The following is a 17,343-nucleotide window of genomic DNA, read 5'->3' as shown; positions in this document are numbered from 1 at the left end:
AGTCTGATGACTCGTCGAGAAGACTCGTGACTCATGGGACTGGTTGTACGCGTGAGGCGTGATTTTGACCGCACATGCGCAACGCTTTACTTCCCGTCGACCTTCTGAGGTCCTGCTGGACGTCCTGCTGGACGCCCTACTTGACGTCGACGAAGTCACCCGCGGCGTTGACCGCCGGGGTGGTGGAGGTGCCCGCGTAGCTCCAGCGGAAGTACCCGTCGACCGTGGCCTTGAGCGTGGTCTTCAGGTCGCCCTTGGTGTTGGTCTTGACGGTCTTCACGGTGGTGTAGGTGCTGGAGTTCTTCTTGCGGAACTGCAGCTTCACCGGCTGGGTCGAGTAACCCGCGTACTTGCGGGTCTCCCAGTTGGCGCGCGTCAGCTTGCCGGTGACCGTGATGGTCTTGCCCTTCTTCACCGGCTCGGGGGCGGCGTTGACGGTGAGCTTCGACAGGCGCTGGACGCGGTGGGTGCCGTAGAAGTCGTTCCAGTAGGTGCTGCCGGTCTCGTCGGCGGCGAACACGGCGGCCGCCACGTGCCAGGTGCCGGCCAGCGAGTTCATGTAGAGGTCACTGCCCGGGACGACCGTGACGGTGAGCTTGCAGGTCGAGGTGGTGGCGTTGACCGCGGTGCAGGAGGCGGTCTCCTCGTTCGGCGGGAACCAGCCGTCGATGTTGTCGACGTCCTTACCGTGCCACAGGTCGATGTAGGCGTCCTGGATGCCGGCGGAGTGGCTGGCCGTCACGGAGACGGTGAACTTCTTGGCGGCCGTCGTGCCCAGGACGATGTCCTTGGCACCGTTGACGGTCACCTTGGAGACGACCGGCAGCTCCTCGGCGGCGGCAGACGTGCTCATCGCCGACCGGGAGACCCCGAAGCGCTCCGCGGCGGTGGGCCTGCCGATGCCTCCGTCAGCGGCCTGCACGGCCGGCACGGCAAGGGCAGAAAGGGCCAGGGCACCGGTGACGGCGGCCACGGTGGCTCGTATACGCATGTGTTCCCCACGTGAGATGAGTGAGTCTGTGTGACTCTCACTGATCAGATAGCCGAGTGGGGCGAAAGGTTGCACGACTGGTAAGAGTTTCGTGTGAGCATCTTCTACATCCTCGTCCGCTATCCGAAGGGCGACGACAGTCCGGACTCGTCCACCGACGTCACCGCGGTCGGCGGGGAAGCCTGGGCGGAACTCCTGGGGACGACACCGGAGCAGCTGACCGACGTGTATCCGCTGACGCAGGAACACGCCGAGCGCGTCCGGCAGTTCACCGGCATCACGCTGAAACCGGAGACCTACGACTACTTCCTGGAGCCGGAGCAGGACCTCTCTCGGAAGATGACCCCATGAGACTCGCCATCTCCCGTTTCCCGAAGGACGACGAGTTCCTCGACTCGTCCGTCGATGTCACCTCGGTCGGCGTGGATGTCCTCGCAGACCTCGTGGGGATCGCACCGGCCGACCTCGTCGGTGATGTGCCTCTGACGGAGGAGCATGCCGAGCGGGTCCGGCAGTTGACCGGTATCACGCTCGATCTGGAGAAGTACGCGTACTTCCTCGACCCCGGCGCGGACTGACAGAACCAGCAGGGGCCGTCCGTCGGGACGGCCCCCTTTCGCTCAGTCGAACCAGCGGTCCCGGGCCAGTTCCGCCGTGCGGGTCGGGTCCTCCAGGAGGGCCGCCACCTCGAAGCGGCGGCGCCACTGACCGGCCGCCCAGGTGAGACCCGCGGCCACGCCTTCCAGGGTGGAGGCGTGCACGATGCCGTCGTTCGTCAGACGCCAGTCGATCTCCACGCCGTCGACGACGAGTTCCTCGTGCTCGACGTACGTCGACGGGGTCCGGGCGCCCAGCAGTACCCGTACCGGCTCCGGTACGTCGTGCTCGGTGCCCTCGGAGTCGACGGACCCCGTGACGGACTCGCTGAGGCGTCGGACCTGGAAGAGCTCGGCCAACTCCCCCGCCCGCGACGGGCGTACGGGGAGAAGCGGGACGCCCTGCGTGAAGGGGAGCAGGTCGGGTGAGTCGACGACCACCGCGTCGGCCGCGTCCACGACCTCGACCCGGCCGTCCGTCACGGCTCGCAACTCGTCGGGGAGGGTGACCTGTTCGGGGTCCAGGTCAGCCAACGCGCCGTAGAGGGCGTGCAGTTGTGCGCCGGTCACCGGGCGGTCGGGGTCGGCGAGGCGGTCGAGGAGCTCCGCCGCGCCGCCCGGCTCCTCCAGGAGCGCCGCCACCGACGTCCGTACGCCCAGCGCCCGCAGCACCTGCTCGTCGTCGAACCCGGTCGCGTCCGCCTCGTCGTACAGGCCGCGCAGGAGGGGGTCTCCCCCGGCCGCCAGCAGACCGGCGGGGCGGCGGCCGTCGAGCACCGGGTTTCCGCGCAGCCACCAGGCGGTGTAGGGCCGTACGACCTCGTGGGTGCCGTCGGGCAGCAGGATGCGGACCTGCTGGGTGATCGCGTCACGCAGCGGCGGCCGGGCGAGCATGGCCAGGGCCTGGGGCCACTTGTCGTCGTCGACCAGGTCGAGATCGCGTACGGCGACCAGTTCGGTGGCGACCGGCGGTACCGGTGTGTCCGGGAACCGGTCGAGGATGTCCTCGCACCACACGTCCACGGCGTCCAGCAGCCCCGCGTCGTCCGGTTGGGCGAAGTCGCCCTCGCGCGGCTCCAGTTCGTCCGGGTCGAGGACGACGTCGGCGGCGCGGACCAGGGCGAAGTTCGCGAGCACACCGCAGGCCGCCAGGGGCTGTTCACCCCACTTCCCGGCCAGTTCGGCGTCCACGAGAGCGAGTTCGTCCTCCCGCATCACCTGCGCGAACGGGCTGCCCGGGAGCACGAGTTCGCCCGCGGGGACCAGCTCGCCCTCCTCGTCGGGCAGGGCGAGCGCGCCCAGCCACGGCTCCTCGCCGGGCTCCAGGCCCGCGTCCCGGACGAGTGCGAGGACGGTGTCGGCCAGCTCCTCGGCGTCCGGGGTGTCCTGCTCCCAGTCCAGTGCCCCGTCGTCGTCCAGGGAGGCGGCCACGGCGGCCCGGACCTGGGGCGTGGTGAGCACCGCGCGCGGAGTCGCGGGCAGCGCGCCCAGCTTCTCCAGGAGCGGGTGGACGGCGTCCGGGTGGGCGACCTTGAGGCCGAGCCGGGCGAGGACCTCCGGGTCGGTCAGGGACCCGTCCGACGTGGGCAGCAGCACCTGCCGGGGCCCGATGGTCGTCCGACCGTCGGCGAGCGGGACCGGCAGTCCGGAGAGCCGGTCGGGGTCGACTCCCGCGAGGCTGTCGTAGAGCCGCTGCCACCACTCCGGTTCCTTCTCCAGGCCCGCGAGCCGGTCCACGGCGTCGGTCAGCGGGACCCGGGCGACGCCCAACGTCCGCAGCTCCACACGCCGTTCGAGACCGGCGGGCAGGAGGGTCGGCAGCACCTCGGCGAGCACCCGCACGGTGTCGGCGCCCGCACCCTCGACGACCTCGGCCTCGCGGGGCCGTAGCGACTCGGGCAGTTCCGCGTCGCCGTCGGGCTCGAGTGCGGGCGGGAGGAAGGAGGTGCGCGGGAGGCGCTCGAGAATCGCCTGCCGCAGGGCACCGTCCAGCTCCCCCTTGCCCAGCGGACCGGGCACGAGCGCGATGATGCCCTCGCCCACCGGCCGCCAGCCGGCGAGGAGTTCGGCGTAGGCGTCCGCCGCGCGCTGCACGAGGAAGTCGGTGAGCGGGCCTGGCGCCGCGTGCCGGCGGGTGGTGTCCAGCGGGAACGACGCGATGAGCAGCGCGGGCACGCCGAGGGCTTCGTCGCTGGGGGTCGGGGCGTGCACGACGGGGCTGGTGCGGGGGTGCGCCGGGGTGCCGTCGGCGTCGGCGGGCACCGCCCAGGTGAGGGACCAGTGCGGCCGCAGCCGCTCCTCGACGGGCCGGTCGGCGAGCAGCTCCGGGGTGAGCGGCCCGTGCGCGGACGCGGTACGCCACCGGGTCGTACCGTCGCGCGAGTCGTCCACGACGGTGAAGAGGCCGTCGGTGCGGCGGCTGATCGTGCGGGTCGTGTCCGTCTCGATGACGACCTCCTCCAGCCCGGGAAGGGCCAGGAGGAGGGCGTCGTCGACGGCGTTCAGGAGACGCTCGGCGAGGTCGGTGGCGGCCGGGTCGCGCAGGGGGAGGATGACGACGGTGTCGTACGGGTCCGGGGCGGTGCCCTCGGCGGCGAACGGGAGCCGCAGGAGCGGGACATGGCCGTCGCGGCGGCGGACCTCGTCGCCGAGCCCGGGGCTGTGCCGGGCGGTCTCGGCGGCGTGGTCGCGGGCCTCGGCGAGGGACCAGCGGACCCCGCCGTGCCGGCCGACGACGGCGGGCTCGTCGGTGACGGCGAGCACGGCGGCGAAGCCGACGCCGAAGCGGCCGACCGCACTCACCGCGCCGGCCTCGTCCGCCGCGCCGGCCCGGGGCTCGCGCTTGGCGGAGGCGCGGAGGGTGGAGAGGGACTCGACACCGGTCGCGTCCAGCGGGGCGCCAGTGTTGGCGGCGAAGAGGACGCCCTCGCGGAGGGTGAGCCTGAGCCGGCCCGGCACCCCCGCTCTGGCTGCCGCGTCGGCGGCGTTCTGTGCGAGCTCGACGACCAGCCGGTCCCGGTAACCGCCGAGAACGAGGTCCTCCTCGGCGTTGGCGTCCTCGCGGAAACGGGCCGGACTGGTGGCCCAGGCGTCCAGCACACCTCGCCTGAGCCGGGCGGTCCCGAACGGGTCGGCACCCTCGGCGGCGGGCCGCACGAACTTGCTCACGTTGACTCTCCTCATCGGCGTGACGACGAAGGTACCGCGAGGACCGGAGAGGCAGACTCCGCCCCTGCGGCCCCGCGCCCGGTCACCGTGGGGAACCGGATTCCCGCGAGCGGCGAAGTACAGGTGAAAGCCCGAGCTTCAGAGCGTCACAGCGACGAAAGGAACCCGATGACCGTCAAACCGGGCGTCAGAACGGGGCAGGACAGGGACGCCTCGGTGATCGAACGGTCGTGGGACGAGCCCGAGGCGTTCGCCGTGCTCTTCGACCGTCATGCCGACTCGGTGCACCGTTACGCGGCGCGCCGGCTCGGCGCGGAGGCGGCCGAGGACGTGATGGCGGAGACCTTCACCACCGCGTTCCAGCAGCGCTTCCGGTACAACACGGACTCGGCCGACGCCCGCCCGTGGCTGTTCGGCATCGCGACCAACCTCATCGGCCGCCACCGGCGTGCCGAGGCCCGGCGGCTGAAGGCGTTCGCGCGGCTGCCCGCGACCGCCCCCGGCGCCCAGGGCGAGGAGACGGTCGCGGACCGGGTGGCGGCACGGGTCAGCGCGGAGGCCGTACGCAGCGAACTCGCGGGCGCCCTGGCCCGGTTGCCCGCCCGGCACCGGGACGTGCTGCTGCTGGTCGCCTGGGCCGACCTCGGCTACGAGGAGGTCGCGGCCGCCCTCGGCGTGCCGGTGGGGACGGTCCGGTCGCGGCTGCACAGGGCTCGCAGAAAACTTCGTGAGGCATTGGGCGGATCCGATCCGACCGCTCTTCGAGAGGAATCCGGCAATGAATGAGATCGAGCTCCTGAGGGAGTGGGACGCGGACGCGCCCCCTCTCTCGGACACCGCCCGTGCCCGCGCCCGCTTCCGCCTGTACCAGGCGATGCAGGCCCCTGCCGCCGCACCCGCCGTCGTGGGCCGCCGCCCGCTGCTGCGGGTCGCCGTGGCCGGAGTCGCCGCGGCGGCCGTCACCGCAACCGTGGTGGTCGCCCAGAACACCGGGGAGAACACACCCCGCACCCGCACGGTGAGCGCGACCACCGTGCTGCGAGGGGCGGCGGCCGAGGCCCTGCGGACCGAGAAGCCCGTCGCCCCGCGCGACGACCAGTTCATCTACACCAAGGAGGTCATCGAGCGGACGCCGGTCTCGGGCGGTCCGGGCAAGACGTACGTCGACGAGAGCTGGAGCTCGGTCGACGGGTCCAAGAAGTCCTACGTCAGCGAGCTGGGCCACACCCAGTGGGTCCGGGCGGACCGGCCCGGCGAGGGCACCTGGCCGCCGCGCAGGTGGTCGCAGCTGGAGCAACTGCCCCTCCAGCCGGGCAAACTGACGATCACCCTGCGCGACATGGGCGGGGATCCGGAGTACGGCAGGCCGACGAAGGCCGACGAGTGGCCGATGGTCCAGGTCTTCCTCTCCGGCCTGCTCCGCGCTCCCCTCCTGCCCAAGGGACTGCGTTCCGCGGCGTTCGAGGCGCTCGCCGCCGTCCCCGGAGTCGAGGTGCTGCCGGGCCGGACGGACGTCGACGGGCGCGCAGCCATCGGTGTGCGATACGTGGGGGGCCCGGCCGGTGGCCCATGGACATCGGGGGGACGGGTGCTGCTCTTCGACGCGAAGTCGTACCGGTACCTCGGGCTGCGTGAGCGGGTCACGGCCGGAGGGAAGCCGTACGACCAGTATCAGCACGTGACCGCCCAGGGCGTGGTGGACCGAGTGCTGCAGCGCCCCTGAGCGGGGCCCGTCCTACGAGTGGCCCAGTTCCGCCGACTCCTCGTCCGCGGTCTCCGGCACCGAGCCGGAGTCCCGGGCGGGGCGCAGCGGGAACGGGTCCACTCTGGTCTCGTCGATCACCGGCTCGGCCGGCTGCGGGGGCTTCGGCATGACCGCCGCCTCCGAGTGGCCGCCGCAGCCGTAGGACAGGGAGACCACCCGGCCGTCCGCGGGGGCGAACTCGTTGGCGCACAGACCGAAGGCCTGGCCCAGCGAGCCGCCCAGCGGGACCAGGAAGCCGCAGCTGACGCAGGGCGCGGGGGCCGCCTGGGCCATCGGGGTCGTCGCACCGAAGGAGTCCTCCCAGCGGTCGGCGGCGACATGAAGGCCGTAGCGGGACAGGACCCGGGCCCGGCGCATGCCCAGCTCCTCGGCGACCGCGGCGATCGAACCCCGGGACGGGACCACCGGGAGGTGCGACGGGCTGCCCGCGGTGAGGTCCGCGTCCTCCGCCTCGGCCAGCTCGGCCATCTCCTCGGAGACGGGCGCGCTCGGCAGCGGCTCGTCCTCGCCGGAGTAGCCGGGCTCCAGACGGAGGTCCTCGGCGTCGGTGGGGAGCAGATCGCCGGGGCCCATGTCGCCCGGGCGCAGGCGTTCGCTCCACGGCACCCACTCGGGGGCCAGCAGCGCGTCCGAGCCCGGCAGCAGCACGACCTCGTCCAGGGTGACCGCCTTCGCCCGGGAGGCCCGGGCGACGGTCACCGCCCAGCGCCAGCCCCGGTACCCGAGTTCCTTGCACTCGAAGTAGTGGGTGACGACACGATCGCCCTCGGAGACCAGGCCCGCGTGCTCACCCACCACACCGGGCGCGGCGGCCTCCTCGGCTGCGGTACGGGCGAGGTCGACGGCCTCGGCACACAGGCGGTCGGGGGTGCGGCTTCGCGTTGTCGCTGCGCTCACAGGTATCGCTTCTCTCCTACGCCGTCACTCGGGTGCGCCGGCCTGAAGGCGGCGGATGCGGACGGAGCGGACCGAAGGGCCGCGTCGACGTCCGCGCCCGATCGCGCTCGGGCGCACCTGCTCCCATCCATTCTGCGGGATGTTTGAGAGGCGCGCGGCCGAGAACGTTCGCCACGGCGCGCTACGCACGCTACCTGTTCGCCGCCGCTCGGCCTACACCGACGTGATGGTTCGTTGCCTCCGGCGGCACTTCATATGCGTTCATACGCGCGGTAACCGCACTACTCACAGCTTTCTCGGGGCACTATTGCGGGGTGGCAGCCTCAAGGACACCCCAGGGAGCCACCGGGATCGGTGGCGGTTCGGGCCGGATGACAGGGCCCGTCCGTGCTGTCGGGCGTGCCCTGCACTTCCCGTTCACCGGGACGGCCCGCGGGATCCGCAAGGCGACCCACGCGCACGGGGCGGGCGAGTCCGGCCTCGGCAAACTGATCGAACTGCACGCGGTCAACGGCGCGGGTGACGTGATGATCACCGTGGCCCTCGCGTCCACGGTGTTCTTCTCCGTCCCCACCGACGAGGCCCGAGGGCGCGTCGCCCTCTACCTCGCGATCACCATGGCCCCCTTCACGGTCCTCGCACCGGTGATCGGCCCGCTCCTGGACCGCCTCCCGCACGGCCGCCGCGCCGCCATGGCCGGCGCCATGCTCGCCCGGGCGATGCTCGCCCTGATCATCTCCGGGGCGGTCGCCACCGGCAGCCTGGAGCTGTATCCGGCGGCCCTGGGCGTGCTGGTCGCCTCCAAGGGGTACGGCGTCGTCAGAAGCGCGGTCGTGCCACGTCTGCTCCCGCCCCGCTTCTCCCTCGTGAAAGCCAACTCCCGGGTCACCCTGGGCGGGCTCCTCGCGACCGGGATCGCGGCGCCCGTCGGCGCGGGGCTGCAGGCCATCGGACCGAGCTGGCCGCTCTACGGCGCCTTCGTGATCTTCATCGCGGGTACGTTCCTGTCCTTCTCCCTGCCGCCGAAGGTCGACTCGGCCAAGGGCGAGGACAGGGCGCTGCTCGCCGCCGACGAGGAACACCTGCACGGCCCGCACCGAAAAGAGGTCAAGCGGCCCGGACTGCGCACGGTCGGCACCGCCGTCACCCACGCTCTCGGCGCGAACGCCGCCCTGCGCTGGCTCTCCGGCTTCCTCACCTTCTTCCTCGCCTTCCTGCTGCGCGAGCACCCCCTGACCGGGGAGAGCGCGGCGGTGTCCCTGGGCCTGGTGGCGGTCTCGGCGGGCGTCGGCAACGCGCTCGGAACGGCGGTCGGAGCCTGGCTCAGATCGAAGGGGCCGGAGATCATCATCCTGACGGTGGTGGCGTTCGTGCTGGGCGCGGCGATCACGGCCGCGATCTTCTTCGGGGCGTTCCTGGTGGCCTGTCTCGCGGCCGTCGCCGGCTTCGCACAGGCCCTGTCCAAGCTGTCCCTGGACGCGCTGATCCAGCGGGACGTGCCCGAACTGGTCCGCACCTCCGCCTTCGCCCGCTCCGAGACCCTGCTCCAGGTGTCCTGGGTGTTCGGCGGCGCCGTCGGCATCGTCATGCCGCTCAACGGCTACCTCGGCCTCTCCGTGGCCTCCGTCGTCGTCGCCGTGGGCTGGCTGGCCACCGCAAAGGGGCTGCTCAGCTCGTCCCGGCACGGCGGCTCACCCAAGGCGCGGGTGGCGTGAGGGGCGGCGCGCGCCGCGTGTGGCGTAACGAACGGGGCACGCCGGACCCCGCGTAGGGGAACCGCTGTACCCGCCCGATAACCTTCCGCCATGACCACGCTGCCCCGCGGCGAAGCCGCCCCTGTTCACCGCGCTGTGCGACGCCACCGCGCCGTCGCCGCCGCCGGCCTCGTCTCCGCCGGACTGCTCGTCCTGTCGGCCTGCGACAAGCCGACGCCGCGCGTCACCGTCACGGCCGGTTCGGCCTCGGTGAGCTCCGAGGCCACCTGCTACGACGACGGCAACGACATCGGCCAGGCGAAGGCCGCCAAGTGCGCCCTCGAGAAGGGCGACGTCAAGACGATCAAGGTCAAGCAGAGCGAGACCCTGCGCGTCGGCGTCGACCAGAAGATCGCGGACACCGGCTGGGCCCTGTGGATCAACGGCCAGCAGATGACGTACGTGTACAAGAAGTCGTACTACGCCTTCGAGGGCGTCGACCTCTTCGCCCAGCAGCAGGGCCAGGCCCCGCAGAAGACGCTGTACATCAGCATCGTCGAGCAGGACAAGACGACCTCGGGCCAGAGCAAGGCGCACAAGGGCGTGTGGAACTTCAAGCTGGAGAACTCGGACTACTGATCCGCAGCCGTCAGTGATGCGCATCCTCGTGGCCACCGCCGTCCCGGTCGAACGGGACGCGGTGGCCCGCGCGTTCACGGACACGCACCTCACGGTCGACGTCCTCGCCGCCGGTGTGGGGCCCGCCCTCGCCGCCGCCTCCACCGCCACCGCGCTCACCAGGGCCGCCACGGAAGGCGCTCCCTACGGCCTCGTCGTCTCCGCCGGGATCGCCGGCGGGTTCCTGCCGCACGCGCCGGTCGGGTCGCTCGTCGTCGCCGACGAGATCACCGCGGCCGACCTCGGGGCCGAGACCGCCGACGGGTTCGTGCCGGTGACCGAGCTGGGGTTCGGGACCGTCACCCACCGACCGCCCGCGGCACTCGTACGGGACGCCGTGACCGCGACCGGGGCGCCGGCCGGAGCCGTGCTCACCGTCTCCACCGTGACCGGTACGGCCGCCCGTGCCGCCGCGCTGCGCGAACGCCACCCCACCGCCCTCGCCGAGGCCATGGAGGGCTTCGGGGTCGCCGAGGCGGCCGGGGCGCACGGGGTGCCCGTGCTGGAGATCCGCGCCGTCTCCAACCCGGTCGGCCCGCGCGACCGGGCCGCCTGGCGCATCGGCGACGCTCTCGCGGCACTGACGGCGGGATTCGGGAAGCTGGCACCCGTACTGGAGAGTTGGAAACAGCATGACGACTGAGCCCGCGCAGCACCGGCCCTTGCAGATCGCGTACTCGCCCTGCCCCAACGACACGTTCGTCTTCGACGCCCTCGCGCACGGCCGCGTCCCGGGGGCGCCCGCGCTGGACGTGACCTTCGCCGACATCGACATCACCAACGGGATGGCGGAGCGCGGCGAGTTCGACGTGCTGAAGGTGTCGTACGCCGTGCTGCCGTACGTCCTGGACGAGTACGCGCTGCTGCCCTGCGGGGGCGCGCTGGGGCGGGGCTGCGGGCCACTGGTGCTCACCCGGGACGCCGGGGCGGACCTGACCGGTAGCAGGGTCGCCGTGCCCTCCGAGAGGTCGACGGCGTATCTGCTGTTCCGGCTCTGGGCGGCGGACGTCCTTGAGGGCGGGGTCGGGGAGATCGTCGTGATGCCGTTCCACGAGATCATGCCCGCGGTGCGGGACGGGAAGGTCGACGCGGGGCTCGTCATCCACGAGGCCCGGTTCACGTACCAGAACTACGGGCTCCACAAGCTCGCGGACATGGGCGAGCACTGGGAGTCGACGACGGGACTGCCGATTCCGCTGGGCGCGATCATCGCCAAACGGTCACTGGGAGCGGAGAGGTTGTCATCGCTCGCCGACTCCATCCGCACCTCGGTGCGGGCCGCCTGGGACGAGCCCGAGGTTTCCCGGCCGTATGTGATGGCGCATGCGCAGGAGATGGACCCCGCTGTCGCCGATCAGCACATCGGTCTGTACGTCAACGAGTTCACCGCGGACCTCGGAGAGGACGGATATGCGGCGATTCGGGGGCTGTTGACCCGGGCGGCCGCGGAAGGTCTCGTGCCGGCATTGCGACCCGACGCCCTGGCATTCGCCTGACGCGTCATTGCGGCCCGCCGCGCAGTTCCGTGAACCCCTTTGGGGCGTTCGGCCATTGAGCCAGTTTCAACATTCCCAGCACCCGGTGGATCAGGAAGCCCGCCAACGGGAGTTCCACACACACCGCCAGTGCCGCCGACCACCACACGTCCGGGGTGCCCAGGGCCAGGGCCACGTCGAACCACGCGTCGCACACCAGCAGCGCTCCCGTCGCGACGGCCGCCACGACCACCGCCCGGTGGCGGCGCCAGCCGAGTACGGCCGTGGCGGCCATCGCGAGCAGGAGCAGGACGTCGAAGCCGACCCAGGTGGTGCGCCACTGGCGGACCGTGTAGCCGCTGGGCAGCGTGAAGGCCAGCAGGACCGTCCACGGGACGAGGCCCACCGCGCACACGGTCAGCAGTTCAAGGGTGTGGCGCCGCTGCCGTCGGATGTGCTCCAGGAGTTGGGGCGACGGCGCCTCGGTCCGTATGTCGCTCACTAGACGTCGAGCTGGTCGGCGACGGCCCGCAGCAGACCGGCGATCTTCCCGCCGGCGACCTTGTCGGGGTAGCGGCCGCGCTCCAGCATCGGCGTGATGTTCTCGAGAAGAGTCGTCAAATCCTGGACAATGGACGCCAGTTCGTCCGGCTTCTTGCGCTGGGCCGCCGCGACCGAGGGCGCGGGTTCCAGGAGGGTCACCGAAAGAGCCTGGTCACCGCGCTGACCGGCGACCACTCCGAACTCCACCTTCTGGCCGGGCTTCAGCGTCTCGACTCCGGCGGGGAGGACCGAGGAATGGACGAAGACGTCACCGCCGTCGTCGCGGGAGAGAAAGCCGAAGCCCTTCTCACTGTTGAACCACTTGACTTTGCCGGTAGGCACGTCTGTCCTCGTCCTCGTACTCGTCGGAAAACTGCATCTGAAACGGCTCTTGATAGCACTGGGGCGGGTCGTCGGGACCCGCCGGTTCCAAGGCTAATGGTGAACGGGCCGGTGACAAGACGTCGCCCGGTTGTTCCTTCGGGCAGGGAACTACCCTGGTCCGGTGCGTGACAAAACCCAATCGAATTCCGCCGCTCCCGGTGACCGACTGATCCGTACCGGAGCCATCGTCTTCTTCGTCGGCGCGGTGGCCACACTCGTCACCGTGGCCCCGTTTCTGCTCGGAACGACGCCATTTCCGACATACATGTTCGGATTGAGCATGCTGATGGCCGTCGGCTTCGTCGTGGCCGGTGCGGGAGTGCTGCAATCCGTCGCGGCGGGAAGGCGTCAGGCGCGGGCCGGAAGGTAACCCGGACGGTAGTCCGAAAACCATCCGGGGAACTCGGTGAGATCGCCCAGCACGACGTCCGCCCCGGCCTCGCTGAGTTCCTCGGCGCTGCACGGGCCCGTGGACACGGCGACCGAGAACGCCTCGGCGACCCGCGCCCCGCGCACGTCGCCGGTGTGGTCGCCGACGTAGACACTCGCGCCGTGCTCGCGCAGCGCGAGCGCCTTCTGCTCGGCCCACAGGTCGCCGATCACCGCGTCGGGCTCCATGCCCAGGTGCTCCATGTGCAGCTTGGCGTTGGGCTCCCACTTGGCCGTGACGACGATCGCTCGCCCGCCCGCCGCCTGTACGGCCTCGATGGCCTCGCGGGCGCCGGGCATCGCGAGGGTCCCGGTGATGGCGTACACCGGGTAGAGCTCGCGGTAGAGGTCCGACATGGCCGCGATCTCGTCCGCCGGGTACCAGTGCGCCATCTCCTCCGCCAGCGGCGGGCCGAGCCGGGAGACCACCAGGTCGGCGTCGACGTACGTGCCCGTCCGCTCGGACAGCTCCACCCAGCAGGCGCGGATGCCGGGCCGGGAGTCGATGAGCGTCATGTCGAGGTCGAAGCCGACGGTCGGGGCGGCCGCGGGGGGCTGCGCGGGGATGCTTGTAGAGGCCATATGGGCCATTGTGCCCGGCAGGCCTGGCGGGCCGACACCGGGTTTTGCGGGCCGCCGGGGACGTGCCGCAGGGCGGGCGGTACGGGGTCCGGGATCGCCCGCCCTGCCGCAGCTCCTCCTCCAGCAGACCGAGGGCGAACTCCTCGACCGGCAGCGCCACCTCACCGAAGTCGAGGGCGCCGTCGTCGCCGAGGCCGTCGTCCATGTCGCTCATACCGCCCCGGGATTCGAGTCGCGCCCGCAGCCGCCTCAGGCAGCGCCGGCGCAGTGGTCCGACACCCGGGGCCGGGTTCTCCGTGGCCTACCGGCGCCGCTGCGAGCGCCACACGAGGAACAGTGCCGAGGCCACGGCCGCGCCGCGCACCACCCACGGCCAGGTCTCGGCGACCGCGTCGTTCATGTGGCCCTCGGCGATGGGCTCGCCCCAGCGGCCCTCGTTCCTGCCCCACAGCCACAGGAGACCGGCGGTGAGGGAGAGGCCGGGCAGGAACACGACCGCCCACTTCGTCTCCGCGTCGCTCAGGCGGCGCGAGGCCCAGGCGATCAGCCAGCCCACGACGAGCACGATCAGGTTGCCGAGCACGGCACCGGCGACGAGGAGGGCGGCGGCGAGCAGGAGGAGGGGGTTGCTCCAGCCGCCTCCGACCGGGCCTTTGGCGCGGGAGAAGGGGCGACGGCGGACCGGGGCGGCCACGACGACCGGTTCCGCGGCCTTCGCGACCGGCTTGCGCTTCCACCAGGCCCTACGCGTGCTCGACGCCGGAACCTCCACCGCCTGCTCGACGATCGGTGCCGTCTTCTCCGCCGGCTTCTCCTTCGGCGGCGGGGGCTTCAGCAGTTCCGGGATCTCCACGCCGCCCACGAAGCCCGGCACACTGTCGCCGACACCGAAGGGGCTGCTGTCCACCCGCCACCAGTCGGGCTGCGAGGCGCTGTCGCCGAGCTCGTCCAGACCGGCCTGGTGAGGGCCCTGGGACCGGTCGCGGTCGGCGGCCGGGGCAGTCTGCGGCGGGGAGTCGGAGCGCGGCCGGGGGACGGCCTTGCGCAGACCCTTCGGCCGCCCGGTCTCCTCCGTCTCCCGGTCCCGCTGTACGGGCATGGAGACGACCGGCGCCTGCGGAGCACCGCCCGCGGTGCCTCCGGCGGCGGCGACCACCTCGTCGGGGCTGCCCAGCCGGGCGATGATCCGGCGGACGGCGGCGGGCGAGTCCACGGTGACCTTGGCGCGCCGTTTGTCGATCTCGCCCCGCAACTCCGAGACGAGTCTCATACGGGTGGACGACGGCAGCTGCCGCTGGTGAGCGACGTCACCGACGCGGCTCAGATACTCGTAGACGACCTGGTCGCTCTCGATACCCACGAAGTCCCCTCCGGGGCGGGTGCGTTGGATACCCCGTGGGACGACGTTAGCGCAGGCAGGTGTCGGGCGGACGGGCCCGGCCGCCGGTTCGGCCCGCATCCCGGTCCGCGGCGCCCCGGCAGCCCCCGGGGACGGCGTGGGCTGCGCCGACGGGCGCGGGTACGTCACCCCTGCCCCGGCCCCGCACCCGCTACCGTTGGCCGGATGAGCAACCCGGCCGTACCGCCGCGCTCCCTCGCGGAAGCGCTCCGGGCCAGGGACGACGTCTCCCTGGCCGCGCTTCTGCGTGCCCGCCCCGACCTGATCACCCCCGTGCCCACGGACCTGACGCAGCTCGCGACCCGGGCCGGGACGCGGGCGTCGGTGGTGCGGGCGCTGGAGCGGCTGGACCGTTTCACGCTGCAGACCGCGGAGGCGCTGGCCGTGGCGGCGGATCCGGCGCCGTACGCGGAACTGCTGGCGCTGCTGACCGGCGACGAGGGCTCCCCGGCGGTCTCGGCGGCGTTGCCGCACGCGCTGGCGGCCCTGCGGGAGCAGGCCCTGGTGTGGGGCGACGACGACCGGCTGCGGCTGGTCCGCACGGCCCGTGAGCTGCTCGCGCCCTCGCCGCAGCATCCGTCGCCGACGGGGCTCGGTCCGAGCGTGCAGGAGGCGACGGCGGGGATGTCACCGGGCCGCATCCAGGAGATCGTCACGGCGGCGGGGCTCGGCTCGACCCACGACGCGGTGTCGGCGGTGGCGTCACTGGCGGCCCTGTTCACCGACCGGAAGCGGATGTCGGCGCTGCTCGCCGGGCTCGCGGAGGAGTCCCGGCAGGTGCTGTCCCGGCTGGTCTGGGGGCCGCCGTACGGCCAGGTCACCGCCGACCCGGCGGCGCATCTGCGGCGCCTGCTGGACCTGGGGCTGCTGGTGCCGACGGCGCCCGGGACGGTCGTACTGCCCCGGGAGGTGGCCCTGCACCTGCGCGGCGGCCGGGCGCACCGCGAGGTGGCGCCGGTGCCGCCGGCCGTGGAGGCCGCCGCGACCCACCGCCCACAGGTTGTGGACGCGACGGCGGCCGGGCAGGCGTACACCGCGCTGGCGACCGTCGAGGAGCTGCTGAAGGACTGGGACGAGGGCGGACCCGCGGTGCTGCGGGCGGGCGGCCTCAGCGTCCGCGACCTCAAGCGCACGGCCGTCGCCCTGGACCTGGCGGAACCGGTGGCCGCGTTCTGGGTCGAACTGGCCTATGCGGCGGGCCTGTTGGCCTCCGACGGCGAGGCCGACGAACGGTACGCGGCGACCCCGGCCCACGACGAGTGGCTGGAACAGCCCTCGGCACAGCGCTGGACACGGCTGGCGGAGGCCTGGCTGACGGCGACCCGGACGTCGGGTCTTGTCGGCGGCCGGGACGCCAAGGACCGCACGCTGTCCACGCTCGGCCCGGGGCTCGACCGCAGTGCGGCGCCCGAGGTACGGCACCGGGTGCTGACGCTGCTGGCGGGACTGCCGCAGGGGACGGCACCGGCGCCCGCGTCGGTGCTCGCCCGGCTGCGCTGGGAGCGTCCGCTGCGGGGCCCGCAGCGTGAGGACGACCTGCGGTCCCGGCTCGCCGAGTGGACGCTGAAGGAGGCGGAACTGCTGGGGGTGACGGGGCGGGGGGCGTTGTCGGCGCACGGGCGCGCACTGCTGGGAGCGAGCGCGCCGAAGACACCGGACGCGGTGCCGGCCGGCCCGGGCCCCGGGGACAAGCTCCCCGTGCACCATCACCATCGCCCCGCCGCCGTTCCGGAACCGCTCTCCCCCGCAGAACAGGCCACCGCGTCCGCCGCTGCCGCCAGGCTGCTCGCGCCGCTGCTGCCTGAACCCCTCGATCACGTGCTGCTCCAGGCCGACCTGACAGCGGTCGCCCCCGGCCCGCTGCAACGACCGCTCGCCGATGTGCTCGGCGTGCTCGCGGACGTGGAGTCCAAGGGCGGGGCGACGGTGTACCGGTTCACGCCCGGGTCGGTGCGGCGGGCCCTGGACGCCGGGCAGTCGGCCTCCGACCTGCACGCCTTCCTCGCCGCGCACTCACGGACCCCGATCCCGCAGCCGCTGACGTATCTGATCGACGACGTGGCCCGAAAGCACGGCCACCTGCGCGTCGGCGCCGCTTCGGCGTACGTCCGCTGCGACGACGACGCCCTGCTCAACGAGATCCTCGCCGACAAGCGCGCCGCGGGCCTGCGTCTGCGCCGCCTGGCCCCGACGGTGCTGGCCGCGCAGGCCGACCCGGCGTCACTCCTGGACGGCCTGCGCGCGATGGGCTTCGCCCCGGCCGCCGAGTCCGCGGAGGGCGACGTCCTCATCACCCGCGCCCTCGCCCACCGCACCCCGCCGCGCGCGGCCCCCGAACCCGTCCCCGACGGTCCCCCGATCCCCGACGCGACCCTCCTCTCGGCCGCGATCCGGGCCATCCGCGCGGGCGACCTGGCCTCCACGGCCCCCCGCAGACAGACCGACCGGCCCGCGCCGGCCACCGGCGAACTCCCCCGCACCGATTCCGCCGAGACCCTCGCCACCATGCAGGCCGCCGTCCTCACCGGCGAGGCCGTGTGGATCGGCTACGTCAACGCCGAGGGCGCCGCCAGCCAGCGCGTCATCGCACCCCTCCGCGTCGAGGGCGGCTTCGTGACGGCGTACGACCACACCGCGGACGAGGTCAGGACGTACCCGCTGCACCGGGTGACGGGGGTGGCGGAGCTGGCGGAGGACTGAGGGGGGAACGGGCACGCCTGATGGGGCACACTGGACGTTTGG

17 protein-coding genes are annotated in these 17,343 nt (G+C 72.6%); 10 read left to right on the top strand and 7 right to left on the bottom strand.

Features of this window, described 5'->3' with window-relative positions; translation table 11 throughout:
- Window positions 1-136: 136 nt before the first annotated feature.
- Window positions 137-991: a DUF5707 domain-containing protein gene (locus tag ACFYRX_RS30385; RefSeq protein WP_389106409.1), complete on the bottom strand. Its 855-nt coding sequence runs from the start codon at window positions 989-991 to the stop codon at window positions 137-139.
- A 93-nt stretch (window positions 992-1,084) separates the two neighbouring features.
- On the opposite strand from ACFYRX_RS30385, the gene ACFYRX_RS30380 reads away from it, so the two are divergent.
- Both ACFYRX_RS30380 and ACFYRX_RS30375 read left to right on the top strand, forming a co-directional pair.
- Window positions 1,085-1,342 carry a hypothetical protein gene (locus ACFYRX_RS30380; protein WP_389106407.1) on the top strand — a complete coding sequence of 86 codons (258 nt, stop codon included), beginning with the start codon at window positions 1,085-1,087 and terminating at the stop codon, window positions 1,340-1,342.
- Window positions 1,339-1,569, top strand: a complete 231-nt coding sequence (locus ACFYRX_RS30375; protein WP_389106404.1) for a hypothetical protein — start codon at window positions 1,339-1,341, stop codon at window positions 1,567-1,569. Before ACFYRX_RS30380 ends, ACFYRX_RS30375 begins: the two co-directional genes overlap by 4 nt.
- A gap of 42 nt (window positions 1,570-1,611) precedes the next feature.
- On the opposite strand, the gene ACFYRX_RS30370 is transcribed toward ACFYRX_RS30375, so the two are convergent.
- Window positions 1,612-4,755, bottom strand: coding sequence for a sacsin N-terminal ATP-binding-like domain-containing protein (locus tag ACFYRX_RS30370; protein WP_389106401.1), 3,144 nt, complete (start codon window positions 4,753-4,755; stop codon window positions 1,612-1,614).
- A gap of 168 nt (window positions 4,756-4,923) precedes the next feature.
- Here ACFYRX_RS30370 and ACFYRX_RS30365 point away from each other — a divergent pair, with 168 nt between their 5' ends.
- Together ACFYRX_RS30365 and ACFYRX_RS30360 are read left to right on the top strand one after the other, a co-directional pair.
- Window positions 4,924-5,541: an RNA polymerase sigma factor gene (locus ACFYRX_RS30365; protein WP_389106398.1), complete on the top strand. Its 618-nt coding sequence runs from the start codon at window positions 4,924-4,926 to the stop codon at window positions 5,539-5,541.
- A complete protein-coding gene (locus tag ACFYRX_RS30360; RefSeq protein ID WP_389106395.1) occupies window positions 5,534-6,478 on the top strand; it encodes a CU044_5270 family protein in 945 nt (314 codons plus the stop codon). Before ACFYRX_RS30365 ends, ACFYRX_RS30360 begins: the two co-directional genes overlap by 8 nt.
- A 12-nt stretch (window positions 6,479-6,490) precedes the next feature.
- Here the strand turns inward: ACFYRX_RS30360 and ACFYRX_RS30355 are convergent, their stop codons facing one another.
- On the bottom strand, window positions 6,491-7,417 hold the full coding sequence (locus ACFYRX_RS30355; RefSeq protein ID WP_389106393.1) for a DUF3027 domain-containing protein: 927 nt from the start codon (window positions 7,415-7,417) through the stop codon (window positions 6,491-6,493).
- A gap of 371 nt (window positions 7,418-7,788) precedes the next feature.
- Between ACFYRX_RS30355 and ACFYRX_RS30350 the strand changes: the two genes are divergently transcribed.
- The 4 genes from ACFYRX_RS30350 to ACFYRX_RS30335 all read left to right on the top strand — a co-directional run bounded on the left by ACFYRX_RS30350 (window position 7,789) and on the right by ACFYRX_RS30335 (window position 11,285).
- Entirely contained in the window at window positions 7,789-9,132 is a 1,344-nt protein-coding gene (locus ACFYRX_RS30350) for an MFS transporter (RefSeq protein ID WP_389106919.1), read from the top strand.
- 90 nt (window positions 9,133-9,222) lie between these two features.
- The gene (locus ACFYRX_RS30345) at window positions 9,223-9,750 is read left to right on the top strand and encodes a hypothetical protein (protein WP_389106390.1); all 528 of its coding nucleotides are present in this window, start codon (window positions 9,223-9,225) and stop codon (window positions 9,748-9,750) included.
- 16 nt (window positions 9,751-9,766) lie between these two features.
- Window positions 9,767-10,432, top strand: coding sequence for a futalosine hydrolase (locus tag ACFYRX_RS30340; protein WP_389106387.1), 666 nt, complete (start codon window positions 9,767-9,769; stop codon window positions 10,430-10,432).
- Window positions 10,422-11,285: a 1,4-dihydroxy-6-naphthoate synthase gene (locus tag ACFYRX_RS30335; RefSeq protein ID WP_389106384.1), complete on the top strand. Its 864-nt coding sequence runs from the start codon at window positions 10,422-10,424 to the stop codon at window positions 11,283-11,285. Before ACFYRX_RS30340 ends, ACFYRX_RS30335 begins: the two co-directional genes overlap by 11 nt.
- 4 nt (window positions 11,286-11,289) lie before the next feature.
- Here ACFYRX_RS30335 and ACFYRX_RS30330 read toward each other — a convergent pair whose 3' ends face one another.
- Window positions 11,290-11,766 (bottom strand): hypothetical protein, encoded by a 477-nt coding sequence (locus ACFYRX_RS30330; protein ID WP_389106381.1) that lies wholly within the window; start codon window positions 11,764-11,766, stop codon window positions 11,290-11,292.
- Window positions 11,766-12,149, bottom strand: coding sequence for a cold-shock protein (locus ACFYRX_RS30325; RefSeq protein WP_389106379.1), 384 nt, complete (start codon window positions 12,147-12,149; stop codon window positions 11,766-11,768). Before ACFYRX_RS30325 ends, ACFYRX_RS30330 begins: the two co-directional genes overlap by 1 nt.
- Before the next feature lie 163 nt (window positions 12,150-12,312).
- Between ACFYRX_RS30325 and ACFYRX_RS30320 the strand changes: the two genes are divergently transcribed.
- Window positions 12,313-12,561: a hypothetical protein gene (locus ACFYRX_RS30320; protein ID WP_389106376.1), complete on the top strand. Its 249-nt coding sequence runs from the start codon at window positions 12,313-12,315 to the stop codon at window positions 12,559-12,561.
- Here ACFYRX_RS30320 and ACFYRX_RS30315 read toward each other — a convergent pair.
- Window positions 12,540-13,202 carry an HAD family hydrolase gene (locus ACFYRX_RS30315; RefSeq protein WP_389106374.1) on the bottom strand — a complete coding sequence of 221 codons (663 nt, stop codon included), beginning with the start codon at window positions 13,200-13,202 and terminating at the stop codon, window positions 12,540-12,542. The genes ACFYRX_RS30320 and ACFYRX_RS30315 overlap by 22 nt on opposite strands.
- A gap of 301 nt (window positions 13,203-13,503) precedes the next feature.
- Window positions 13,504-14,562: a hypothetical protein gene (locus tag ACFYRX_RS30310; protein ID WP_389106371.1), complete on the bottom strand. Its 1,059-nt coding sequence runs from the start codon at window positions 14,560-14,562 to the stop codon at window positions 13,504-13,506.
- A 204-nt stretch (window positions 14,563-14,766) separates the two neighbouring features.
- On the opposite strand from ACFYRX_RS30310, the gene ACFYRX_RS30305 reads away from it, so the two are divergent.
- Window positions 14,767-17,301, top strand: a complete 2,535-nt coding sequence (locus tag ACFYRX_RS30305; protein WP_389106368.1) for a helicase-associated domain-containing protein — start codon at window positions 14,767-14,769, stop codon at window positions 17,299-17,301.
- Window positions 17,302-17,343 lie beyond the last annotated feature (42 nt).

The organism is Streptomyces sp. NPDC005374 (assembly GCF_042872225.1).
GTDB lineage: Bacteria > Actinomycetota > Actinomycetes > Streptomycetales > Streptomycetaceae > Streptomyces.
This window is presented reverse-complemented; position numbering and strand designations above follow the sequence as displayed.